Raw genomic sequence first — 22,771 nt, 5'->3', positions numbered from 1 at the left:
AACGCTTTTTCGCCGACGAACCGTCCTCCGAGCCGTGACCGACGAAGCCGAGAGCGAGGCGGTTCGAGTCGAACGCGACCACGTCGTCTCGGACCACCTCCGAGTGGACACCTACCGGCAGGAGAGCGCCGAACGCGCGCCCGTCGTCGTCTTCGTCTACGGCGGCGGGTGGGAGTCCGGCGCGCGCGGGCAGTTCGCGCGGTGGGCGCTGGACGCCGCGAGCGACGGCTATCTCGCCGTCGAAGTCGAGTACCGCCTGTCCGACGAGGCGACGTTTCCCGCGCAGATTCGCGACGTTCGGGCGTGTCTGTCGTGGGTTCGCGACCACGCGGCGGAACTCGGCGGCGACCCGAATCGGGTGGCGGTGTTCGGCCACTCCGCGGGGGCGCACCTCGCCCTCCTCGCCGCGTTGGCGCCGGCGGGTCGGTTCGGCGAGTACGACCCCGAACCGACGGTCCACGCCGCCGTCGGCGTGAGCGGACTGTACGACCTCCGCGAGGCAGAGAGCGATATCGTCCGGCGGTTCCTCGGTGGGGCGCGTGCGGAGGAGTCCGAGCGATACGACGCCGCCTCGCCCGTCGCGTACGTCTCGGCGGACGCGCCGCCGACGTTGCTCCTCCACGGCGAGGCGGACGAGACGGTACCCGTCGCCTCCTCGGAGGGGTTGGCGGGGGCGTTAGACGCGTCGGGCGCGGCGGTGCGACTGCGGACCGACCCGGGGGCGGACCACGTCTACCTGCACTCGTCGTACTGGTACCCCGAGATTCGCGAGACGGTGCTCTCGTGGCTCAGAGACGCGTTGTGAGGTCAGGCCATCCCGAAGACGCCCATCACCGACTGGACGAGACCGGAGGCGACGAGGCCGAGTCCGGCGACGACGAGTGCGAGTCCGGCGGCGACGATGGGTGCCTGGTAGGCGACGAGTCCCATGCCGGCGACGAGGAGAACGACACCAGCGATACCTTTCGTGCCGAGTTTGTCGATCATACCGGCGTTCGCCGCGACAGTCACCTAAGCGTACCGTTCCGAATCGACAACCGAACGTCGGTTTTAAACGACGAGCCGACCAACACGGGGGTATGAGCGACAACGAAAACGCGGGGCGTCGTGACCTGCGGATGCCCGAGGACGACGAGGTGTTCGCTGTCGTGGAGGACATGCTGGGTGCGAACCGAATCAAAGTCCGGTGCGCCGACGGCGTCGAGCGAACCGCCCGGATTCCGGGTCGGATGCAGAAGCGCATCTGGATACGCGAGGGCGACGTCGTCCTCGTCGACCCGTGGGACTGGCAGGACGAGAAGGCCGACGTGACCTGGCGCTACGAGAAGTCCGAGGCCGACCAACTCAGAGACGAAGGCCACGTCGTCTGACGACTGCCGTCCGACTCGTCGCCGTTCCGTCGGTCGGACACCCCGCCCGTCCTCGCTCTACTCGTCGTTCCGCAACGACGGTCGCTCGCTTCTCACGGTCCGTGAGACCGTTCACTCGCTCGTCACCCGGTACACCTCGACTCGGTTCTCACCCGGAATCTGCGGTGCCGACCGTTCCAGTTCGCCGTTCGTCTCGACCACCTCGCGGAACGCCGCGTCCAGTCGAGGCTGGTCCGCGCGGACGACGACGACGTCTATCTCGCCGCTCTCGACGTCCGCTCTGGCCTCCGCGTAGCGTTCGTCGGTCACGCCGTCGTTCAGTTGGAAGTTCCGCACCTCGACGTTCTCCACGTCCGATAGGTAGTACATCATCGGGATGCGAATCGTCCCGCTGGAGACGAGCACCGTCACCGTCTCGTCGGGGTGGTTCGCGGCGTACGTCTGGACGTACTCGGCCGCCTCGTCGTAGCCGGCGTCGGTTTCGATGGGGTCTGTCGCCGACTGCAACGCCGCCGACGGCGGCGCGAGGAGGGCGACGGCGACGAGGAGAACGACGACGACGGACGCCCGTGGCCGGGTGAGCCGGACCCCCTGCGTCCGGAGCGAACGACGGACGGCGGCGAGCACGTCGCGGGCGGCGACGACGCCGACGGCGAACACGAGCGGATAGAGCGGCAGGACGTACCGAGGGAACTTCACCGTGAGGAGGCTCAGCGCGACGAACGGGAGGAGAATCGCTCCCGCGGGGAGCGTCCACTCGGCGTCGCGGCGGACGAACGCTCCGTGAAGCGCGGCGGCGGCGGCGAGGACGAAACTCCCGAAGAGGAGCGACCCGCCCTCCTCGAACAGCCAGTAGAGGTACGACCAGACGGGCGGATACTGGTGGACCGTTCCGGCGACGACGACGGCGTGGCCGTCTCCCGTGTGAACGAGGTTCTTCAGGAGTGCCGCGCCGAAGACGTAGGCGAAGTTGCCGACGACGGGAAGGTCCAACACCGTCGCCGCGAAGGGGACGCCGGACGTGTACTCGGCGGGCGCGGGCGGATGCGAGAAGAGAACGAGCGGCAGGTAGACGACGGCGAGCGTGGTGACGAGGCCGCCGAGAAACGGCGTCGAACGACGCGGGAGCGACCGGAGTCCGTACCGGCGAGCGAGGACGCCGGCGACGAAGAGAGCGTGCGGGAGTCCGTAGAGGAACCCGTACGCCTTCGTCGTCGCCGTCGCGGCGAGGAACAGACCGACGAACGGCAACCACGCGGGGTCGCGAGAGCGGAACCACCGGAGTGTGACGACGGTGAGAGCGACGACGAAGCACGCGAGTGGCACGTCGAGCATGGCGACGACGGACTGCGTGGCGAAGGGATACGACGTCCCGAGAAAGAGGGCGGCGACGAGTCCGGCCGCCCGCCCGCGAAGCGCCGCGGTGAGACGGTAGGTGAGGTAGACGGACGCGAGACCGAACCCGGCGACGAAGACGCGGGCGGCGGCGGCCGTCTGCCCGAACAGCACCTGTCCGAGGCCGATGAAGTACTTCGCCGTGGGGGCGAACGCGTGCGTCGGGTTCGTGTAGGGGTTGCCGCGGAAGACGGCGAGACCGGACTGCGCGTAGAGCGTCTCGTCGACGTGGAAACTGCCGGCGAGGTTCGTACCGTACCAGAGGGCGAAGCCGAGGAGTAAGACGACGATACCGAAACTGGACGCCGCACGCTCGCGGAACGGGACGTGCGACCCAGTCGAGAGTGAGTGGGGAGCCATCGCTGGTACCCCGTTCGTGTTACCTCCGCGGTTTGGTTATGTGTCTGATAACGGAGACGAAAGAACGGGTCGGGCGGACGGGACGAGTCGGGGCGGGACGACCGACGGGCCTTTTCACGCGCCCCCTCGTAGGGAGAGGTAGATGACCGAGAGCGAGGAGTTCGGCCTTATCGCGCCGGACCAGGTGGACACGCCGGGCGACGAGTGGGAGGAGATAGACGTCTCCGACACCGAAGCCGACCGTATCGCCCGGAAACGGGACCGCAAGTTCGACGAGTTTCGGAAGCGTCTGAAGGACGCAGACCAGTTCAAGGTCGAGCAGTCGGTGTTCGACGACGCGACGTTCGCCGCCATCTACAAACTCGTCCAGGACGGCCACATCGACGCGTTCGGCGGGCCGATATCGACCGGGAAGGAGGCGAACGTCTACGAGGCTCTCGGCGACGAGAACACCGACGTCGCCGTGAAAATCTACCGGATAAACGCCTCGGACTTCCGGCACATGCGCGACTACCTCGAAGGCGACCCTCGCTTCGAGAGCATCGGCCAAGACAAAAAGCGCGTCGTCCTCGCGTGGACGCAGAAAGAGTACGCGAACCTCGTTCGCGCCCGCCGAGCGGGCGTTCGCGTCCCCGAACCCATCGCCGTCGAACGGAACGTCCTCGTGATGGAACTCGTCGGCCTCGTCGAGGACCGGGCGCGGCGACTCGCCGAGGTGAACGTCGAGAACCCCGAGACGGCGTACGACGTCGTCCGCGAGTACATGCGTCGTCTCCACTCGGCCGGACTCGTCCACGGCGACCTCTCGGAGTACAACATGATCATCCACGACGGGGAACTCGTCATTATCGACCTCGGGCAGGCCGTCACCGTCCACCACCCGAACGCCGAGGAGTTCCTCCGCCGCGACTGCCGCAACGTGGCGAAGTTCTTCTCGCGACAGGGAACGGAGACGTCGGCCGACGAGTTGTACGAGTTCGTCACCGCGGTGGAGGCGGACCCGACGGGGCAACCGGACGGACCGGGAGCGAACTGAGCGAACGTCACGTCGGTTCCGCGAAACCGCTCCGAACGGCTACGAGACGCGTCCACACGGCCCGTGCCGCCGGACAAACCCTTAAACCGCTCGACCGGGTACCGGGTGGTATGCAACACGTGAAGGTCCCGCAGGACCGTATCGGCGTCCTCATCGGCGAGGGCGGCGAGACGATGCGCGAGATAGAGCGTCGGGCCGAGGTTCGTCTGGATATCGACTCCGAGAGCGGTTCCGTCGCCATCGACACCGTCGGTGACCCGGTGACGGGACTCGTCGCCCCCGACATCGTGCGCGCGGTCGGTCGTGGATTCACGCCCGAGGCGGCACTGTCGCTCCTCGACGAGGAGATGCGGACGTTCGAACTCATCGACCTGCAAGAGCACACGCGAAACAAGAACGACCTCCAGCGTCAGAAAGGCCGCCTCATCGGCGAGAACGGCCGAACGCGCGAACTGATGGAGGAACTGTCGGGTGCGGAAGTCGTCATCCGCGGGACGACGCTCGGCATCATCGGCCAACCCGAAGAGGTAGAGGCCGTCCGCCGGGCCACCGGGATGCTGTTGGACGGCGCGCCGCACGGGGCCGTCTACTCGTTCCTCGAACGGAAGCACAACGAACTCACCCGCGACTTCGACGTTCAGCCGTCGGACTGACGCGGCGCGTCCGTTCGCACGCACCTTCTCTCTTCGCCGTACGCGCGAGCGACGACTTCTGGCACGGGGACAATCCGTCCAGCAGTCGTGACCCAGTTCGAGACGGGAGCGAGGAGTAGCGTCGCCGTCCGGGCGGTCGATTGAGTATATATACACCCCGTTTCGTGCCAACGAATATCACGCGTACGTCGCCCCCGTGTGTCGGTTTGTCTCTCCGTTGAGCGTTAGTTTTTTATAGAATCGCAAACAACCCATGGGCTGAGTATGTCTCAGCGAATGCAGCAGGGGCAACCCATGATTATTCTGGGTGACGACTCCCAGCGCACACAAGGAAAGGACGCGCAGTCGATGAACATCACGGCCGGGAAGGCCGTGGCAGAGTCCGTCCGGACCACGCTGGGTCCGAAGGGCATGGACAAGATGCTGGTCGACTCCTCGGGTGGAGTCGTCGTCACGAACGACGGCGTCACCATCCTCAAGGAGATGGACATCGACCACCCGGCGGCCAACATGATCGTCGAAGTCTCCGAGACCCAAGAGGATGAGGTCGGAGACGGTACGACGACGGCCGTCGTCATCGCGGGTGAACTGCTCGACCAGGCGGAGGAACTCATCGAGCAGGACGTCCACGCGACCACCATCGCACAGGGCTTCCGTCAGGCCGCAGAGAAGGCCAAGGAAGTCCTCGAGGACAACGCCATCGACGTCTCCGCGGACGACCGCGAGACGCTCATCAAAATCGCCTCGACGGCGATGACGGGCAAGGGCGCGGAGTCCGCGAAGGACCTCCTCGCCGAACTCGTCGTCGACGCCGTCCTGGCCGTCACCGACGACGACGGCAGCATCGACACGGAGAACGTCTCCATCGAGAAGGTCGTCGGCGGCTCCATCGACAACTCCGAACTCGTCGAAGGCGCAATCATCGATAAAGAGCGCGTCGACGAGAACATGCCCTACATGGTCGAGGACGCCAACGTCGCGCTGTTCGACGGTGCCCTCGAAGTTCGCGAGACCGAAATCGACGCCGAAGTCAACGTCACCGACCCCGACCAGCTTCAGCAGTTCCTCGACCAAGAGGAGAAACAGCTGAAGGAGATGGTCGACCAGCTCGTCGACGTCGGCGCGGACGTCGTGTTCGTCGGTGACGGCATCGACGACATGGCCCAGCACTACCTCGCAAAGGAGGGCATCCTCGCCGTACGCCGCGCGAAGTCCTCCGACCTCAAGCGTCTCGCCCGCGCGACGGGCGGCCGCGTCGTCGGTTCGCTCGACGACATCGAGGAGTCCGACCTCGGCTTCGCCGGCTCCGTCGGCCAGAAGGACATCGGCGGCGACGAGCGCATCTTCGTCGAGGACGTCGAAGACGCGAAGTCCGTCACCCTCATCCTCCGCGGCGGCACGGACCACGTCGTCGACGAACTGGAGCGCGCCATCGAGGACTCCCTCGGCGTCGTCAAGACGACGCTCAACGACGGGAAAGTCCTTCCCGGCGGCGGCGCACCCGAGACTGAGCTCTCGCTGCAGCTTCGCGAGTTCGCCGACTCCGTCGGCGGCCGCGAGCAGCTCGCCGTCGAAGCGTTCGCCGAGGCACTCGACGTCATCCCGCGCACGCTCGCGGAGAACGCCGGACTCGACCCCATCGACTCCCTCGTCGACCTGCGCGCCCGCCACGACGGTGGCGAGTTCGCGGCCGGCCTCGACGCCTACACGGGCGAGGTCATCGACATGGAGAACGAAGGCGTCGTCGAACCCCTCCGCGTGAAGACGCAGGCTATCGAGTCGGCTACCGAAGCGGCGGTCATGATCCTCCGCATCGACGACGTCATCGCCGCGGGCGACCTCTCCGGTGGCCAGACGGGCGACGACGACGACGGCGACGAGATGCCCCCGGGCGGCGGCATGGGTGGCATGGGCGGCATGGGCGGTATGGGCGGAGCGATGTGAAGTCGGTTTAGGCTCACACATCCCCCCTTTCGACCCACCGAACCGCACCCTAACCGTCGGCTCACGCCGAACACCGCATTCTTTCGACGCCACCACAGAGAGCGACGCGTCGCTCGATAACTCCCCGTTACCGTTCGCACACCGAACTGGGTATTCTGACCCTCAACCCCCGGGACGTGTTCGTTCGTCTGATTATTCGAGGGTATCGTGAGACGAACACGGACGAGAATCGGTATCGACGGTACTACTTATCTCTCAGGACGTCGTATCGTAGTGACATGAGTTCGCACGCCGACCACCCCGGGTCGGACGTGGACCGACACAGGCGACCGAACACACTCGACGACGTCGAGTGGCCCTCCCACGCGTCGTTCGTCGCCGTCGTCGGCACGCCAACAGACAGAGACGCCCTTCGAACCCTCGCCCGAAGTCTCGGTGCCGCCCGCACCGTCCGAGTGATAGACGCCGTCGAGAACGACGAGACGCCCCGAGAAGCGCGGATTCGGTACGCCGACGCTCGGCGGCGGGGGCGACTCGTCGTCGCCACGGACCGCCCCTCCGCGGTGGACGACGCCGACCGAATCTACGTCGTCGCCGACGGCGGCGTCGTCGAAACGGGTACGCACGCGGAGTTGGTCCGCCTCCGAGACGCGTACGCCCGCCTGTACGGCGACCAGTTCGGACAGGACTGGCACCGCGAAACCGAAGACGTCGCAGACGAGTAGTCGGCCCACCGGCGACAAGAGCCAAGGCCGTGGTACGAGTAGGCACGGGTATGGGTGACCCCGCCTGCTACCGCGAGTTCTGTCCGGACTGCGACGCGCAGGTGACCATCGTCGACGACGAGTGCCCCGAGTGCGGCCGAACGCTCGAACTCCGTCACCGATAGGCCCGGCGAACGTTCGTCCCGACAGCCACAATAAATACATTCTTGACGGCAGTTGTTTTTATCGAATAATATGGTGATAAATCGTCGAGCGTTCCTCGCTGGCGTCGGCTCTCTCGGAGTCGCCGCGCTGGCAGGGTGCACGGGTGGAACGGACGGCGGAGACGCCGAATCGAGCGAGACGGAGAGCGGCGACGCGACGGGAACCGAAACCGACGGGTCCGGCGACGTCGAGGGCAGCGTCAGAGGAAACGACACTCCCTTGGAGATAACCGAGCAGAACTACTTCGAGCGGGGGAGCGTCCTCGGCGTCTCGGGGACGGTGGAGAACACCGGCAACAGCGCGTACAGCATCGTGACCGTCCACATGTCGCCGATGGAAGAACAACAACAACTCGGGAAGTTCTACTCGACGACTGCCGCCCAAAACGTCGACCAACTCGGGCCGGGCGAGGAGTGGCACTTCGCCGTCTCGTTCGACGCCTCCGCGGTGAAGGTGTTCGAGAAGTACGAGGTGTGGGTGACGGGGAAGAAGGCGTAGTCGTCTCTGAGGCGAACGAGATTCGAATCTCTCCAGAAACTGTTTTCGCGGCGTGCACCACCGTCGAACCGTGTTGAAAAGAGCGCGACGGGACCTCCACGAGCGAAGCGAGTGGAGGGTCGTCGCGCGAGCGAGCCTGAAAGGCGAGCGAGCGCGACGGGATTCGAACCCCAGTCGCTCACTTCGTTCGCTCCCTGATTCGAATCCCGCGCGTGGCGTTCCGACACGCCTCGCTGACGCTCGGCGGTCTCCACGAGCGCGACGGGATTCGAACCCGCGGCCATCGGATTAGAAGTCCGACGCTCTGTCCAACTGAGCTACGCGCCCTCGTGTTCACTCACACGACGACCGTTAAAAAGCGATTTGGGTTCGGTCTGGTCGGGGTTACCCGTCGAAGCGGTACAGCGACGTGACGAACGGCAGGCGGTTGAACATCCAGTAGGCGACCGGAAGGCCGACGATGGTGACCGCCAGTATCGCCGCGGCGTTGGCCCAGACGAAACTCAGCCACCAGCCGACGAACACGAAGTAGACGGCCCGGACGAGGAGCGAGCGCTGCCCCCGGACGGACTCGGGGCGCGAGAGCGACCGGGGTTCCTTCAGCGTCAGCACCGTCGGAACGAGGTTGATGAGTTTGATGCCGAGTGGGAGGAGGACGATAGTGGCGTTCAGCGCCCACGCGACGTTGACGACGACGGGCGTCGCCCACCAGCCGACGACGAGGAACCAGAGCGCACGGACGAGGAGGGAACGGTCGGTCATAGGCGAAGAGAGGGCAGCGGCGGGGAAAAGGGTCGTGGATGTGGGAAGCGAAACCCTAAGTCCGACAGACGAGAAGCGAGCGACGATGAAGGTCATCGGAACCGTCGGGCTGCCCGGAAGCGGAAAGGGCGAGGCGGCGTCGGTCGCCCGCGACGCGGGGGTCCCGGTCGTGACCATGGGCGACGTGATTCGTGCCGAGTGCCGCGAACGGGGGCTAGACCCCGCGGAGCATCACGGTCGAATCGCGAAAGCGCTTCGCGAAGAGGAGGGACTGGACGCCATCGCCGCGCGGTCGCTCCCGCTCATCGAGGCCGAGTTGGAGACGAGCGACGTCGTCCTCGTCGACGGCCTCCGTTCGCCGTACGAGTTAGACCGGTTCGAGGAGGCGTTCGGCGACGAGTTCGTCCTCCTGAGCGTCGAAGCGCCGTTCGACCTGCGCGCGGAGCGACTGTCAGACCGCGGCCGCGACGACAGCGACGCCGACCGGGAGGCACTCCGCGCACGAGAGGAACGCGAACTGGGCTTCGGCATGGGAGAGGTGATAGACAGAGCGGACGTGGTCGTCGAGAACACGGACACGCTCGAACGGTTCCGCGAGCGGATTCGAGCGCTCCTCGAATCCGGGCCGGACGCCCTCGGAGGAGTCGAGACGGAGGCGGAAACGGAGACGGAACCAGAGCGAAACGCATGATATACAGCGCTCACGCGCGCATCGTCGTTCCGGTGCGCGACACGGAAGTGACGGACAGAGTCGAAGACGCCGTGCGAAACATCTTCCCGAACGTCGAGTTCGAGCGGGAAGCGGGACAGATAGTCGGGGAGACGCACTCGCTCGAACAGTTCTCCGAGAAACTCCACGAGCAGACCATCCTCGACACCGCCCGTCGGGAGTTCACGAAACGCGGCGACGAGTCGGGGTTCTCGTTCGCGCTGAAGAAGCAGGCGGCGTTCAAAGGCGTCGTCAACTTCGCCGTCGGCAACCCCGACGAACTCGGCGACATCGAGGTGCACGTCACCGTCGAGAACCCGAGCGTCGACGAGTTCGTCGACCACATCGCGCCGCCGACGGAGGACGGCAAGCCGATTCCGCCCGAAGACCGAGAGTGACGGAGTCTACTCGTCTCGCGCCGCGTACGACCGTACGAGACCGCACTCCGGGCAGACGAACGCGCGCAGTCGGAGCGTCTCTCGCATCCCCAACCCGCCGAGCAGTCCTTTCTTCGGTTCGTCGGTAACGAGGTGGAGACCGAACCCGTCACCCGTCTGAACGCGCATCTCCGTCGTCGTTACGCCGCAGTCGGGACAGCGTCTCGTCGTCATCGGGAGAGATAGTCGCCGAGACGACATAGCTCACACCGGCGCGAGCAACGCGACCAGCGCGAGACCGATGAAGACGACTTTCAGCGCCGTGTTCACGACGACGACTTTCGAACCGAACTGCGCCCCCCAGATGCCGTACTGGAACGGAATCGACCGTTTGAACGTCGAGACGGCGAACGAGACGATACCGCCGACGAGCATCGTCGCAACCGCAGTTCTGGGCGTGAACACCTCGCCGACGAGTGGGGCGATGGTCGCCGCCCCGACGGTGGTGTCGAACGCGAAGACGGCGACGACGGGGACGGCCGCACCCGGGAGGCCGAGAAGCGAGGTGAGCGGTTCGGCGACGTCGGTAGCCGACTGGAGGTCGGTCGTCCGGACGAGAAGCGTGACGAGGACGTAGACGACGGCGAGACGGGGAACGAGTCGCCACAGTTTCGGCCACGTCTTCGCGGCCGCCCCGCGAACGACGTCCCGCGTCGTCTCTGCATCGTCGTCGAACGCACTCGCATCGTCACCGTCCGCGTCGACGCTCACGTCGGTGGTGCCGGTGGCGGCGGTCCGGTCCGACAGCAACGCCGCCCCCGCGAGGACGCCGGTGAGCGTGATAGCCAGCGCGATGGCCGCCCGCGCGCCGACGTACAGCAGACCGACGCGGAGGCCGAGGATGGGAATCAGGACGGGTAGGTAGAACGTGAAGATGTGCTGGACGAAGCCGAAGAACGTGTTTATCGTGACAGCCACGAGGGTCGCTCGGTCGTCGAGCGCCCCCGATTCGCGGAACTCCGCGAGCATGCCGTACCCCGCCGTCGTCGAGGCGGCGGTGGTGAGGATGGCCGTGCCGACTTCGTCGGGGAGGTTCGCTGGACGGGTGAGGTAGCGCGAGAGTCCTGCGACGTACGTCACGAGGCCGAAGCCGACGGCGAGGTTCGCCGCGAAGACGCCGACGGCGACGAGGGCGGCGATGCGCGCGACGCGGGGGAGCACCTCGACGAGGACGGGCCAGAGCGTCGTCAGGAGGTCGACCGACTGCACGGCTATCGGTCGGAGACGAGGAGCAAAGTCGGCGTCGGTCGAGGCCGCGAGCGACGTCGAATCGTCACACGAACACCTGCACCGACGCGAACAGGACCAGCACGCCGAGCACGTCACAGGAGTTCGTCACGAGGGGGATGACCACGTCGTCGGGGTCCAACTCGAACCGGTACGCGGCGTACGTCGCCGCCAGCGTCACCGCCACGGCGAGGACGGCGAGGACGACGCCCGAGGCGAGAGACACCGAGAGCACCGTCCGAACGGGGAGTCTCGTCTGACCGACCAGCGAGGTGAGACCCCACGCGCCGACGCCGACGACGGGGAAGACGGTGACCGAGAGGGCGACGGTGGCCAGCGCGTTGCCCGCGAGTTCCTCGTCCGTCGGGTCGAACGAGAGCGTCCCGAGGTGGAACGCGGTGGACAGTCGCGCGGCGAGGATACTCCCCAGATTCCCGGCCGTCCCGATGGTCACCGGGACGAGAGCGAGGAGCGTGGGATATCGGAGGAGTTCGGACTCGAAGCTCCCGAGGACGAGTCCGCTCCCGAGTTCGACGAGCGTGAGCAGAAGGAGGATGGGGAGCATCGCCCGCGTAATCGCGCGGACGGTCCACTCGGTGGGCATTAGACCGCACCTCCGAGGAAGAGGACGGTGCGGACGGCGACGAGGAGGAAGACGACGCCGAACACGTCGCCCGTCGTCGTCACGATGGGGCCGACGAGCGTGTCCGGGTTGCGCCCGCGGCGGTAGCCGGCGAAGACGACGGTGACGACGACGACGACGAGGACGACGCCGGAGAGGAGTCCGGCGAGGACGGCGATACCGACGAGGACGGGGAGCGGTGCCACGCGGCTTCCGAGGACCGAGAGGATGAGGAAGACGGCGGTGGCGGCGAACGTCGACGCGAGGAGGCCGTTACCGAGTGCGGCGGCGGCGGCGGCGCGGAGGCGGCGGTCACCGGCGGTGACGCGGGGTTCGATGAGACCCTGGTGGAGTGCGGTGGCGATGCGCGCGCCGAGCGAACCGTAGACGTTGCCTCGCGTCGCGAGAAGGGCGGGAACGAGGACGAGGAGGCCGGGAACCGCGCGGAGTTCGGCTCGCATCCCGCCGAGGACGACGCCCGCGACGAGTCCGCCGACGAGGCTCGCGACGAGTGCCGGGAGCGCCTCTCGATACGCCTCCACGGCCGCGTCGCGGATACTCATACAGGAGGCGACGGGCGCGGGGATAAAAAGTCGGACGTGTCAGAGCGTACCGCAGGCCGACCGGGACGGACGAGAACGACTCGTCGAACGGCGCGCGGACGGCGACCGTTTCAGACGGTTTCACGGCTAGCGGGTCACTAACTCCTGCAAACGTCACAAGCGGCTTATCCCGGCTCCGAGACACGGCAGACAGAGACGAACTCGCGAGGGCAGTCTCCCGGCCACGGAGACGGTCCACCCTCGCGGCACGGTCGGTCCTCCGGCCGACACCAACGAACGATGAAACTCCACACAGTCACCACTGTCCTCGTCGTCTGCTCCTGTATCGCAGCGGTCGGCGTCGCCTCGACGACGCTCGAATCGACGTTCGAGACGACGCCCGACGAAGCGGTCGACCTCGACTACGACGTCGTCCCCATCAGTCCCGACACCGCCGGGAAACTGGACCGGGCGATGAACCCCGGTTCCGGGGCCGAACGGTCCGCCTCGGGCGGCGGAGAGGCGGAGTCGCGTGCCGCCCCGGACTCGGGGACGTCGGACCGACAGCGGTCGAACGCCGCGGAAAGCGACGTCGAAGACCGACGCGCGGAGCAGTCGAACGACGACCGGCCGTCGAGTGCGAGCCAATCGGCGAACAGCGAGAGCGGAACGACGGCGGAGCAGAGCCTCCTCGACCGACTGCTCGACCTCCTCGCGACGGTGCTCCCGTATCTCGTCCTGTTCGGCGTCCTCGCCGGCGTCTCGGGAGTCCTCGTCCGCTACCGCGACCGAATCGCCGAGCGACTGCGGACGCAGACGTCGGAACGAACCGCGCGGACGACGCCGCGCGAACTCGACCCCGACAACGTCGTCGAACGCGCGTGGGTGTCGGTTCTCACGGCGGCGAACGTGGACGACCCGGCGCGGCGGACGCCCGCCGAGTGCGCCGACGCGGCGGTCGCGAGCGGCCTCGACCCCGACGGAGTCGAGCGAATCAGACGCGCCTTCGAGGAGGTCAGATACGGAGACCACGAGGTGACCGAAGCGAGACGAGAGCAGGTCGAACGGGACCTCTCTCGGCTGAACCTCGCGGGGGGTCGACGGTGAACCGGCGCGGACGAATCGCCGTCGCCGCGGTCGGTGTCGTCGGCCTCGCGGCCGCCGTCCTCCTCGTCGCGGCCCCCGAACTCGACCGGGGGAACGCCGCCACCGAACTGGTCGCGGCGGCGGGGAACGACTACGTTCTCGCGGCGGTCGTCGCCGCCCTCGCGCTCCTCGTCGTCGTCGCCGTCCTCGCCCTCCGGGGCGTCGGCGGTATCGACCAAGCGACGCCGCCCGCCCCCGAGACGGTACAGGGCGCTCCCCACCCCGGCGTCGAGTTCGACCGGACGGTCGAGAGCGAGTCGTGGCGGTCGTTCGCCGGCGACGACGAACGGCGGGCGGCGGTTCGTGACCGGGTCCGGCGGGCGGTCGTTCGGTCGGTGATGCACCGGACGGGCTGTTCGCGCGAGGAGGCGCGGGCGCGCGTGGCGTCCGGGTCGTGGACCGACGACCGGACGGCGGCGGCCTTCCTCGGCGACGCCGTCCGCGTCCCGTTCTCGAAGCGACTCCTCGGCCGCCTCGCCGGCGGGTCCCGGTTCGAACGCGGCGCGAAACGAGCGGTGGACGAACTCCGCCGACGCGAGGACGCCGACGGAGGGCGTCGATGACGACGGTTCGGCGGACGCGACGCTGGCGCGGCGTCGTCGCCGTCGCACTGTTCGCGTGCGCTATCGGTCTCCTCGTCCAAGACGCGACAGTTCTCCTCCTCGGTGCCGTCGGCGCCGGGTACGCGGCCTATCCGTGGCTGTCGTCCCCGCCGTCCGTCGAACTGGCCGTCGAACGCTCGGTCGAACCGACCGACCCGGCGGCCGGCGACGAGGTGTCCGTGACGGTCCGCGTCCGCAACGTCGGGTCGGAGACGCTGAGCGACGTCCGCCTCGTCGACGGCGTGCCGCCGATGCTCACGGTGTGTTCGGGAACGCCGCGACACGCCGCCGTCCTCCGTCCCGGCGGGACGACCGAGTTCACCTACGCCGTCCGCGCGGAACACGGTCGGCACCAGTTCGACCCGACGACGGTGCTCGCACGCGACGTGACCGGCGCGACGGAGGTGGAGACGACGGTCCACGCCGAAACCGCCGTCGCGTGCGCCGCGTCGGTTCCCGAAGTGCCCCTGCGCCGGCAGACCCGGCACGGAACCGGGACGGTGCCGACCGACGAGGGCGGAAGCGGAACCGAGTTCCACCAGACGCGCGAGTACAGGACGGGCGACCCCCTCTCCCGTATCGACTGGAAACGCCGGGCGAAGACGGGTGAACTGACGACGGTGGAGTTTCGCGAGGAACGCCTCGCGTCGGTGGTGCTCTGTCTCGACGCCCGCGCCCCGGCGTATCGCGCGGCGGGCGACGAAGAACCCAACGCCGTCGCGTGCGGGCGCGAGGGCCTGTCGCAACTGCTGACCGCACTGGCCGACACGCGGAATCCGGTCGGTCTCGCGGCGGTCGGTCGCGAGTCCTGCTGGCTCCCGCCGGGGTCCGGCGACGACCACCTCGCCCGGGCACGCCGCCGCGTGGGGAGTCACCCGGCTTTTTCGACGCTTCCCCCGTCGCCGGAGACGGACTGGGAGACGGACGGCCAACTGCGACAGTTGCGGCGACGGCTCTCGCCCGGGACGCAGGTGGTGCTGTTCTCACCGCTCGCCGACGAGGCGATGACGGCCTTCGCGCTCGAACTGGAGGGCGCGGGGACGGCCGTCACCGTCGTCGTGCCCGACGTGACGACGACGGCGACGCGGGGCGGGCAGTTGGCGGCGATAGAACGAACCGAGCGGATTCGACGGCTCCGAAGCGCGGGCGTTCGCGTCGTGGACTGGTCGCCGTCGGACCCGCTCGGACCCGAACTCCTCCGGGCACAGGAGGGGCTGGCGTGACCCGAACGCACGTCGCACAGCCGACTCGCGCCGGGTCGGTCCTCGCTCTCCTCGCCGCCGTCGGCGTCGTCGCGGCCGCGACCGATTTCGGGTCGGTCGCCGGCCTGACGGACGGTGCGGAGTCGCTCGGACTCGCCCTCGGCGTCGAACTGGTCGGCGTCGCCCTCCTCGTCGCCGCGGCCGCCGTCCGTCGTCGGGGGTACCGCGTCGTCGCCGGACTCCTCCTCGTCGCGGGCGTCGCCGGTGTCGTCGGCGGCGTCGTCGCCGTCGCGGCGGGGGCGGGAACGCTCCCGGCACGAGTCGTCGTCGCGACGAGCGTCGCCGGCGTCGGCGTCCTCGGCGCGGGCGTCGCACCCCTGCGGTCGAACCGCGCCCGCGGCCTCGTCACCGCCGGCGCGGCCGTCCTGACGGTCGCCGTCGTTCTCGGAGGCGTGCTGACCGACGCCGGGGCGTTCTCGCTGCTCGTCGCGATGGTCGCCGCCGTCGTGGCGTGGGACGCGGGCGAACGGGCCGTCTCGCTGGGCGAACAGGTCGGGGTGCGGGCGCGCACGTGGCCCGTCGAGGTGACGCGAACGGCGGCGACGGCGCTGTTCGGTGCGCTCGTCGTCGGGGCGACGTTCGCCGTCCGCGAGATGAACGTCACGAACGTCCCCCTCGTCGGCCTCTTGCTGTTGCTCTGCGGCGTCGTGACGGTGCTCGTCGCCCTCTCGAACTACTGAGTCGGGGCGAACCGAGAAGAGAGCGGTTACTGTGCCGGTCGACGGGCGTTCACCGACGGCACGGTGAGGCCGTCGAGAACGTCGCCGACGACGTCTCGCCGTTCGACCTGCCCGACGCGCGCGTCCGGGGTGAGGACGAGTCGGTGCGCCAACACGGGTTTCGCGACGGCGTTCACGTCGTCGGGCGTCACGAACTCCCGGCCTTGGATGGCGGCGAGTGCCCGCGACGCCTCGAACAGTCGTTGCGTCGCGCGCGGCGAGACGCCCTCGCGGACGCGGTGGTCCTCGCGCGTCGCGCGGGCCGCCCGGACGAGGTACTTCCGCACGTCCCGTTCGACGTGGACGCGTTCGGGCGCGGTGCGGACGTCCGTCGCCGTCTGTTCGTCGCAGACGCGACTCGCCGTGGGCGACTGGCTGTGTCGGTCGGCGCGTCTGTCCACGAGTTCGAGTTCGCCCGCCTCGTCGGGGAAGCCGAGACTCGTCTTGACGACGAAGCGGTCCTTCTGCGCCTCGGGCAACTCGAACGTCCCCTCCTGTTCGACGGGGTTCTGCGTCGCGATGACGAAGAACGGGTCCGGAAGCGCGTACGTGTCGCCGTCGACGGTCACCTGACCCTCCTCCATCGCTTCGAGGAGGGCGGCCTGCGTCTTCGGCGAGGCGCGGTTTATCTCGTCGGCGAGGACGACGTTCGCGAACAGGGGACCCGCCTGAAACTCGAACTCCCGCGAGTGTTCGTCGAATACGTGCGTCCCGGTGACGTCCGCGGGGAGGAGGTCGGGCGTGAACTGGATGCGCGAGACGGAGAGTCCGAGAGCGGTGGCGAACGACCGCGCGGTGAGCGTCTTCCCGGTTCCGGGGACGTCCTCTAAGAGGACGTGCCCCCGAGAGAGGTAGCCGAGCAGAATCGACCGCAGTACCGACCGGTCGGCGACGACGGCGTCGCCGACTTCGTCCATGACGTCCCGACAGTGACTGGCGCAGTCTCCGACGTGCATGTCTGGAGCGTGCGCCGGGACCCGCATTAGTAGAGAGCGGGTAAGGCTAACAGGAGTTCGTAACTTCCGGTTCGGTCGTCTTCCCCGGCCAGAACGGCCGGGGGCGGTCGTTTAACGCCCGCCTACCGCGGACGAGGTGTCAGACGAGTATCTGCACGTGCCGGTGAGACGGGACCGAGAGAGAAGTCGAAACGGCGTGCGAATCAGTCGCCGAACGGACCCATCCCGCCGAGTCCGCCGCCGCCACCGCCGCCCTGATTCTGGAGTTTCTTCATCATGCGCTGCATGTCGCCGTCGCCCATCCCCTGGAACTGCTTGATGGTCTGCTCCATCATCTTGTGCTGTTCGAGCAGTTGTTGGACCGTCTCCTCGTCTTTGCCCGACCCGCGAGCGATGCGGCGGACGCGAGACGCACCGACGGTACGCGGGTTCTCCAACTCGTTTTCGGTCATCGAGTCCATGATGACGTCGAACGCGCGCATGCGGTCTTGGGTCACGTCCATCGCGTCGTCCGGGAGTTGGTCTTTGAAACCGCCGCCGAGACCCGGAATCATGTCGAGGACCTGGTCGAGCGGACCCATGCGGTTCATCGCCTCCATCTGTTTCTGCATGTCCTTCAGCGTGAACGACCCCTTCATGATGTCCTCGGGGTCCCAGTCGTCGTCCTCGTCTTGGGTCTCCTGCATCGCGCGTTCGACCCGTTCGGACAACTGCTTCAGGTCGCCCATGCCGAGGAGACGGGAGATGAACCCGTTGGGTTCGAAGCGTTCGATGTCCTGCACCGTCTCGCCGGTGCCGAGGAAGCCGATGGAGGAGTCCGTCTCGTTGACGGCCGTGAGGGCACCGCCACCTTTCGCCGTCCCGTCTAGCTTGGTGATGACGACGCCGTCGATGCCGATGGAGTCGTCGAACTGACGGGCCTGGTCTTTCGCCCCCTGTCCGATGGCGGCGTCGAGGACGAGCAACGACCGGTCGGGGTCGACGGCGCGTTCTATCTCCTCTATCTCGGCGATGAGGGCGTCTTCGAGGGCGTGCCGGCCCGCGGTGTCGACGATGTGGATGTCCGCGGACTCCGTCGCCTCCATCCCCTCGCGCGCGATCTTGACGGGGTCCTCCTCGTCGGGGTCGCCGTAGAACTCCACCTCGGCGCGTTCGCACATCTGCTTCGCTTGGTCGTACGCGCCGGGGCGGAACGTGTCCGTCTGGATGACGGCCGGGCGGAGCCCTTTCGTCGAGAACCACCACGCCATCTTCGCGGCGGTGGTCGTCTTTCCGGACCCCTGCAGACCGGCCAGGAGGATGGTCTGCGGTTCCAGCGGAATGTCCGTCGACTCGCCGATGAGACCGACCAGTTCCTCGTAGACGATTTTGAGGACGTGGTCGCGGGCGGAGGTTCCCCCCGGTGGCTGTTCGTTCAGCGCGCGTTCTTCGATGGACGAAGAGAGGTCCATCACGAGGCTCACGTCGACGTCGGCAGAGAGGAGGGAGCGTTGAATCTCCCGGACGATCTCCTCGACGTCGTCCTCGTCGAGGCGGGACTTCCCCTGCAGTTTGTCGAGACTGCTGCGGAGAGAACTCCCGAGATTGTCGAGTACCATTGGCTCACTCTACGCCGCCGCCCGTGTAAAGGCTTTATCCGTCGGTCTCGGCCCAAACGCTTTCTCGGAAGCACCCGACGGGACAGACGATGACGACGATTCTCGTCCTCGACCAGTCCGCCCACGGCGTTCCCGCCGCCGAGTACGCAGACGCCCTCCGCGACCGACTGCCGGACGCGACGGTCAGACACGAAGAGACCACCGACGCGACCCTCGAAGCGGCCCGCGACGCCGATATCGTGACGGGAATCCGTCTGCCCAACGACGTTCTCGATGCGGCGACGGAGATGCACCTGTTCGCCGGTGGTGCGGCGGGGTACGACCACCTCCCGCTGGACGAACTCCGCGAACGCGGCGTCACCGTCACGAACGCCTCGGGCGTCCACGGCCCCAACATCGCCGAACACGTCCTCGGCTGGATGCTCACCATCACGCGCCGACTGGACGAGGGGATGCGCCGACAGGACCGTCACGAGTGGCGGCACTTCCAGGCGTACGGCGAGTTGCAGGGGTCGACGGTCACGGTGGTCGGACTCGGCGCGATAGGGCAGGCCGTCGTCGACCGACTGGAGTCGTTCGGCGTCGACACCATCGGCGTCCGGTACACGCCCGAGAAGGGCGGACCGACCGACGAGGTGGTCGGGTTCGACGAGATGGAGTCCGCACTCGTCCGGACCGACTACCTCGTCCTCGCCTGTCCGCTGACCGAGACCACGAACGGGCTGATAGACGCCGACGCGTTCGACGCGCTTCCCGCCGACGCCGTCCTCGTGAACGTCGCCCGCGGCGGCGTCGTCGACACCGACGCACTCGTGAAGACGGTTCGTCGCGGGCGACTCCGCGCCGCCGCCCTCGACGTGACCGACCCCGAACCCCTCCCGGCGGACCATCCGCTCTGGGACTTCGAGAACGTCTACCTCACGCCGCACGTCTCCGGCTACACCCCGGAGTACTGGACGCGACTCGCCGACGTCCTCGCGCGGAACGTCGAACGGGTGACTGAGACGGGCGAGTGGACGGAGTTGGAGAACCAAGTGTCGCCCTGAGGCGGAGCTTTTTGTCCCTCACGCGGGACGGAACCGACGATGCAACTCGCCGCCGGACTGACTCTCACGACGTTCGTCGCGTTCTGCGGCGTCGCCGTCGCCCTCATCCTGACGCCGGGGCCGGACACGATGTACGTCCTCGCCCGCGGGATGCAGGGGCGAGCGACGGGCGTCCGGTCCGCGCTCGGTATCTCGACGGGCGTCCTCCTCCACACCGCCGCCGCGGCACTCGGACTCGCCGCACTCCTCCGCGCCGCACCGACGGCGTACCGGGTGGTGAAGTACGCGGGCGCACTCTACTTGGTCTACCTCGGCCTCACCGCCCTCCGCGACGACGAGTTCGACCCGGCGGTGCAGACGGACGCGGACGGGAGTTTCCGCCGCGGCGTTCTCGTCAACGCGCTGAACCCGAAAGTCGCGCTGTTCTTCCTCTCGCTTCTCCCGACGTTCGCGGGGAGCGGTTCCGGTGCGGAACTTCGGATGTTTCTCCTCGGGGGGACGTACGCGAGTCTGACGGCGCTGTACCTCTCGGGCGTCGCCGTGGCGTCGGGTCGAATCGGCCGCCTACTGGAGTCTTCGCGCTTCTCCTCGGGGTTGAGTTGGCTCGGCGGCGGCGTGATGGTCGCACTCGGCGTCGGCGTCGCCGTCGAGTGAAGCGACTCGGCGGTCGAGTCTGGAGTGGAAACGAGGGGGTTCGCGGTCGGGGGTCGCGGTCGGTGCGCGGACGGCTACGAACGGGCGGCGAGACTACTCCTCGTCGCCGAGGAGTCGGCTCACCATCTGTTCGGGGTCGAACCGTTCGATGTCGGCGTATCCCTGTCCCACGCCGAGGAAGAGAATCGGTTTGCCGGTGACGTAGGCGATGGAGATGGCCGCGCCGCCGTTGGAGTCGGCGTCGGCCTTCGTCAGTATCGCACCGTCGATTTCGGCGGCCTCGTTGAACTTCTTGGCGCGTTGGACGGCGTCCTGCCCGGCGACGGCTTCGTCGACGAACAGCGTCATGTCCGGACCGACGACGCGGTCTATCTTCTCTAACTGCGCCATGAGGTCGTTCGAGGTGTGCAGCCGACCGGCCGTATCGCCGAGGACGACGTCGATATCGTGCGCCTCGGCGTACTCGACGGCGTCGTAGATGACCGCCGCCGGGTCGCCGCCCTGTTCGTGGGTGATGAGTTTCGTATCGAGGTTCTCCGCGTGCTTTCGAATCTGCTCGTTCGCCCCGGCGCGGTACGTGTCGCCGTTGGCGAGGACGACCGAGAGGCCCTGGTTTTCGAGGTACCGAGCCATCTTCGCGATGCTCGTCGTCTTCCCGACGCCGTTGACGCCGGTGAAGATGAGCGTGACCGGTTTGTCCGCCTCGGCGACCCGTCCGTCGAAGTCGAACTGCCCGACGCTGATGACGTCGTACAGGGCGTCGTGAAGCGCTTCGTGGACGAGTTCGCCCATCGTCTGGACCTGTCTACGCGACTCGCCGATCATCTTCTCGCGGATGGTCTCCAGAATCTCTTCGGCGACGTGCATCTCCACGTCGCTCTCTAAGAGCGCCATCTCGAGTTCCCAGAGGGGGTCTTCGAGGTCCTCTTCCTCGATGATGACTTTCCCGGTGGCGAACGCCGCGGCGCGCTTCAGTCGACCCGCACCGGAGGACTCCTTTTCGCCCGCCTGAAGCGCCTCGCTGGCGGCGTCTGAGGCGAGTCGCTCTCGCGGCGGCACGTCCTCGTCTTCGGCGTCCACGGCACCGTCTTCGACCACCTCGTCTGCGGTGTCGGGGTGGTCGTCCGCGGCGTCCGCAACGTCCGTCGCGGCGTCCGCCGAAGCGACGTCGGCGTCGGCGTCGCCTTCTGACGCCGTATCCGGCGTCACCTCGGGGTCCGACTCCGGCGGTCGTCGGGAGTCTGCCAGGTCGGCCGAAGTATCGGTCGAGTCCGGCGAAGTATCGGTCGAGTCGGCCTTGGTAGCGGTCGAATCGGCGTCCGCCGCGTCGGCCGGCGTCTCGGTCCGGACCGTCGTCTCGTCGGTGTCGTTCTCGCCGTCGACGGCGGCGTCGGCGTCCGTCGCCTCGGCGTCGACCGTCTCGGCGTCCGCGGGTGCGTCGGGTCCTGCCTCGGACTCTTCGGCCGCCGCTTCGGCCTTCTCCTCGGCGGTGTCTTCGACGTCCTTGCGGAAACTGTTGAGCTTCTTCTTCAGTCCATCGAACATGTGAAAGAGTGTAAGCGGGAGGCGGTCGCGTTATTCGCCGTCTTCGTCGCCCTGCATCTGCTGCATCTGCTGCATCTGCTGTTGCTGCATCTGCTGTTGCATCTGCTGGGCCTGCTGTTCGAGTTCGGAGCTCTCGTCTTCGAGGTCCGAAATCTCGCCGCGAACTTCGGCGATACGCTCGTCCAGCGAGTCCTGCTTCAGGTGAAGCGCCTCGATGGCGTCGTTCTGCTCTTGCTCTGCGGCGTAGTTACCGCCGAGGTCGACGATGACCTCGTCGATGTCCTGCACTTCCGCGCGGAGGTACGCGCCGCCGCCGAGGGGGACCTGCACCGTCGACCCCGTCTCGAGCGTCTCGATGGCCTCGACGGCCTCGTCTATCTCGGTCTTCTCGGTCTCGAGTTCCTCGACGTCGCCTTCGAGTTCCTCGATCTCTTCGTCGATAGCCTGCAGTTCCTGCGAGAGCTGCTGAAGTTGCTGCTGACCGCCACCCATCATTCTGCGGTCACCTCCGAAATCTCGATCTGGGTGCGCTTGAGACCGTGCTGGCTCCCGATGTTCGAGAGCACGTGGTCACGGGCGACGTTCTCGTTCGGCGCCTCAATGGACGTCTCGAACGAACTGTAGCCGTCTCGGCTCTGGAACTGGCCGCTCACCGTAAATTGGCTCATACCCGCATCGTCGGCCCGCGAGCGGGAAGTATCTTCCTACTCGGAGAGCAGTATGACAGCGCGAGCGTCGAGGAGAATCGAGCGACCGACG

The 22,771-nt window shown here is 67.5% G+C and carries 26 protein-coding genes, 1 tRNA gene and 1 pseudogene; 15 read left to right on the top strand and 13 right to left on the bottom strand.

Annotated elements, in window-relative coordinates; translation table 11 throughout:
* Positions 1 to 4 precede the first annotated feature (4 nt).
* Positions 5 to 805: pseudogene (locus BM282_RS01310) on the top strand (alpha/beta hydrolase fold domain-containing protein); the annotation flags it as partial.
* A gap of 2 nt (positions 806 to 807) precedes the next feature.
* On the opposite strand, the gene BM282_RS18795 reads toward BM282_RS01310, so the two are convergent.
* Positions 808 to 987, bottom strand: a complete 180-nt coding sequence (locus tag BM282_RS18795; RefSeq protein WP_245758261.1) for a DUF7470 family protein — start codon at positions 985 to 987, stop codon at positions 808 to 810.
* 92 nt (positions 988 to 1,079) lie between these two features.
* Here BM282_RS18795 and eif1A point away from each other — a divergent pair, with 92 nt between their 5' ends.
* Positions 1,080 to 1,370: a translation initiation factor eIF-1A gene (gene eif1A / locus BM282_RS01305; RefSeq protein WP_089876033.1), complete on the top strand. Its 291-nt coding sequence runs from the start codon at positions 1,080 to 1,082 to the stop codon at positions 1,368 to 1,370.
* Positions 1,371 to 1,481: 111 nt separating this feature from the next.
* Here eif1A and BM282_RS01300 read toward each other — a convergent pair whose 3' ends face one another.
* A complete protein-coding gene (locus BM282_RS01300; RefSeq protein ID WP_089876032.1) occupies positions 1,482 to 3,125 on the bottom strand; it encodes an ArnT family glycosyltransferase in 1,644 nt (547 codons plus the stop codon).
* A gap of 142 nt (positions 3,126 to 3,267) precedes the next feature.
* Between BM282_RS01300 and rio1 the strand changes: the two genes are divergently transcribed.
* The 5 genes from rio1 (at position 3,268) to BM282_RS01275 (ending at position 8,185) form a co-directional block, all read left to right on the top strand.
* Positions 3,268 to 4,161: a serine/threonine-protein kinase Rio1 gene (gene rio1 / locus BM282_RS01295; RefSeq protein WP_089876030.1), complete on the top strand. Its 894-nt coding sequence runs from the start codon at positions 3,268 to 3,270 to the stop codon at positions 4,159 to 4,161.
* Positions 4,162 to 4,271: 110 nt separating this feature from the next.
* Complete coding sequence (locus BM282_RS01290; RefSeq protein ID WP_089876028.1) at positions 4,272 to 4,814, top strand: KH domain-containing protein; 543 nt, start codon at positions 4,272 to 4,274, stop codon at positions 4,812 to 4,814.
* Positions 4,815 to 5,108: 294 nt separating this feature from the next.
* Positions 5,109 to 6,758, top strand: coding sequence for a thermosome subunit alpha (thsA, locus tag BM282_RS01285; protein WP_089876027.1), 1,650 nt, complete (start codon positions 5,109 to 5,111; stop codon positions 6,756 to 6,758).
* Between the two features lie 278 nt (positions 6,759 to 7,036).
* Entirely contained in the window at positions 7,037 to 7,483 is a 447-nt protein-coding gene (locus BM282_RS01280; RefSeq protein WP_089876025.1) for an ABC transporter ATP-binding protein/permease, read from the top strand.
* 234 nt (positions 7,484 to 7,717) lie between these two features.
* On the top strand, positions 7,718 to 8,185 hold the full coding sequence (locus BM282_RS01275) for an FxLYD domain-containing protein (RefSeq protein ID WP_089876024.1): 468 nt from the start codon (positions 7,718 to 7,720) through the stop codon (positions 8,183 to 8,185).
* Positions 8,186 to 8,438: 253 nt separating this feature from the next.
* Here BM282_RS01275 and BM282_RS01270 read toward each other — a convergent pair.
* Positions 8,439 to 8,512: transfer RNA gene (locus tag BM282_RS01270), tRNA-Arg, on the bottom strand.
* 57 nt (positions 8,513 to 8,569) lie between these two features.
* Positions 8,570 to 8,947 (bottom strand): YccF domain-containing protein, encoded by a 378-nt coding sequence (locus BM282_RS01265; protein WP_089876022.1) that lies wholly within the window; start codon positions 8,945 to 8,947, stop codon positions 8,570 to 8,572.
* An 85-nt stretch (positions 8,948 to 9,032) separates the two neighbouring features.
* On the opposite strand from BM282_RS01265, the gene BM282_RS01260 reads away from it, so the two are divergent.
* Positions 9,033 to 9,638: an AAA family ATPase gene (locus tag BM282_RS01260; protein WP_089876020.1), complete on the top strand. Its 606-nt coding sequence runs from the start codon at positions 9,033 to 9,035 to the stop codon at positions 9,636 to 9,638.
* Complete coding sequence (locus tag BM282_RS01255; protein ID WP_089876018.1) at positions 9,635 to 10,054, top strand: RNA-binding domain-containing protein; 420 nt, start codon at positions 9,635 to 9,637, stop codon at positions 10,052 to 10,054. The genes BM282_RS01260 and BM282_RS01255 overlap by 4 nt, the downstream gene beginning before the upstream one ends.
* Positions 10,055 to 10,060: 6 nt before the next feature.
* Here the strand turns inward: BM282_RS01255 and BM282_RS01250 are convergent, their stop codons facing one another.
* From BM282_RS01250 to BM282_RS01235, 4 genes are all read right to left on the bottom strand, one after another.
* Positions 10,061 to 10,267: a hypothetical protein gene (locus BM282_RS01250; RefSeq protein ID WP_089876016.1), complete on the bottom strand. Its 207-nt coding sequence runs from the start codon at positions 10,265 to 10,267 to the stop codon at positions 10,061 to 10,063.
* 30 nt (positions 10,268 to 10,297) lie between these two features.
* Positions 10,298 to 11,302 carry a nucleoside recognition protein gene (locus tag BM282_RS01245; protein ID WP_089876014.1) on the bottom strand — a complete coding sequence of 335 codons (1,005 nt, stop codon included), beginning with the start codon at positions 11,300 to 11,302 and terminating at the stop codon, positions 10,298 to 10,300.
* A gap of 64 nt (positions 11,303 to 11,366) precedes the next feature.
* Entirely contained in the window at positions 11,367 to 11,924 is a 558-nt protein-coding gene (locus tag BM282_RS01240; protein WP_089876012.1) for a magnesium transporter, read from the bottom strand.
* Positions 11,924 to 12,505: a magnesium transporter gene (locus BM282_RS01235; protein WP_089876010.1), complete on the bottom strand. Its 582-nt coding sequence runs from the start codon at positions 12,503 to 12,505 to the stop codon at positions 11,924 to 11,926. The genes BM282_RS01240 and BM282_RS01235 overlap by 1 nt, the downstream gene beginning before the upstream one ends.
* Before the next feature lie 279 nt (positions 12,506 to 12,784).
* Here BM282_RS01235 and BM282_RS01230 point away from each other — a divergent pair, with 279 nt between their 5' ends.
* The 4 genes from BM282_RS01230 to BM282_RS01215 are packed head-to-tail and all read left to right on the top strand — an operon-like array spanning position 12,785 to position 16,174.
* On the top strand, positions 12,785 to 13,591 hold the full coding sequence (locus BM282_RS01230) for a DUF4129 domain-containing protein (protein WP_089876008.1): 807 nt from the start codon (positions 12,785 to 12,787) through the stop codon (positions 13,589 to 13,591).
* Positions 13,588 to 14,193, top strand: coding sequence for a DUF7269 family protein (locus tag BM282_RS01225; RefSeq protein ID WP_089876006.1), 606 nt, complete (start codon positions 13,588 to 13,590; stop codon positions 14,191 to 14,193). Before BM282_RS01230 ends, BM282_RS01225 begins: the two co-directional genes overlap by 4 nt.
* On the top strand, positions 14,190 to 15,455 hold the full coding sequence (locus BM282_RS01220; RefSeq protein ID WP_089876004.1) for a DUF58 domain-containing protein: 1,266 nt from the start codon (positions 14,190 to 14,192) through the stop codon (positions 15,453 to 15,455). The genes BM282_RS01225 and BM282_RS01220 overlap by 4 nt, the downstream gene beginning before the upstream one ends.
* On the top strand, positions 15,452 to 16,174 hold the full coding sequence (locus BM282_RS01215) for a DUF7519 family protein (protein ID WP_089876002.1): 723 nt from the start codon (positions 15,452 to 15,454) through the stop codon (positions 16,172 to 16,174). Before BM282_RS01220 ends, BM282_RS01215 begins: the two co-directional genes overlap by 4 nt.
* A 26-nt stretch (positions 16,175 to 16,200) precedes the next feature.
* Here BM282_RS01215 and BM282_RS01210 read toward each other — a convergent pair whose 3' ends face one another.
* Both BM282_RS01210 and BM282_RS01205 read right to left on the bottom strand, forming a co-directional pair.
* Positions 16,201 to 17,169 carry an AAA family ATPase gene (locus BM282_RS01210; protein WP_089876000.1) on the bottom strand — a complete coding sequence of 323 codons (969 nt, stop codon included), beginning with the start codon at positions 17,167 to 17,169 and terminating at the stop codon, positions 16,201 to 16,203.
* A 203-nt stretch (positions 17,170 to 17,372) separates the two neighbouring features.
* On the bottom strand, positions 17,373 to 18,767 hold the full coding sequence (locus BM282_RS01205) for a signal recognition particle protein Srp54 (protein WP_089875998.1): 1,395 nt from the start codon (positions 18,765 to 18,767) through the stop codon (positions 17,373 to 17,375).
* An 89-nt stretch (positions 18,768 to 18,856) separates the two neighbouring features.
* Between BM282_RS01205 and BM282_RS01200 the strand changes: the two genes are divergently transcribed.
* The gene (locus BM282_RS01200; RefSeq protein WP_089875996.1) at positions 18,857 to 19,813 is read left to right on the top strand and encodes a D-2-hydroxyacid dehydrogenase; all 957 of its coding nucleotides are present in this window, start codon (positions 18,857 to 18,859) and stop codon (positions 19,811 to 19,813) included.
* Positions 19,814 to 19,852: 39 nt separating this feature from the next.
* On the top strand, positions 19,853 to 20,467 hold the full coding sequence (locus BM282_RS01195) for a LysE family translocator (RefSeq protein ID WP_089875995.1): 615 nt from the start codon (positions 19,853 to 19,855) through the stop codon (positions 20,465 to 20,467).
* Positions 20,468 to 20,560: 93 nt separating this feature from the next.
* Here BM282_RS01195 and ftsY read toward each other — a convergent pair whose 3' ends face one another.
* Genes ftsY through rpl18a form a run of 3 tightly spaced genes read right to left on the bottom strand, consistent with a single transcriptional unit; the run spans position 20,561 to position 22,680 of the window.
* Positions 20,561 to 22,012, bottom strand: a complete 1,452-nt coding sequence (gene ftsY / locus BM282_RS01190) for a signal recognition particle-docking protein FtsY (RefSeq protein WP_089875993.1) — start codon at positions 22,010 to 22,012, stop codon at positions 20,561 to 20,563.
* 30 nt (positions 22,013 to 22,042) lie between these two features.
* The gene (gene pfdA, locus BM282_RS01185) at positions 22,043 to 22,504 is read right to left on the bottom strand and encodes a prefoldin subunit alpha (RefSeq protein WP_089875992.1); all 462 of its coding nucleotides are present in this window, start codon (positions 22,502 to 22,504) and stop codon (positions 22,043 to 22,045) included.
* Positions 22,504 to 22,680 carry a 50S ribosomal protein L18Ae gene (gene rpl18a / locus BM282_RS01180; RefSeq protein ID WP_089875990.1) on the bottom strand — a complete coding sequence of 59 codons (177 nt, stop codon included), beginning with the start codon at positions 22,678 to 22,680 and terminating at the stop codon, positions 22,504 to 22,506. Before rpl18a ends, pfdA begins: the two co-directional genes overlap by 1 nt.
* Between the last annotated feature and the right edge of the window lie 91 nt (positions 22,681 to 22,771).

The sequence above is a fragment of the Halogeometricum limi genome (assembly GCF_900115785.1).
Taxonomy (GTDB): Archaea; Halobacteriota; Halobacteria; order Halobacteriales; family Haloferacaceae; genus Halogeometricum; species Halogeometricum limi.
The sequence above is the reverse complement of the archived record's forward strand: the minus strand, read 5'-3'. Positions and strand labels throughout refer to the sequence as shown.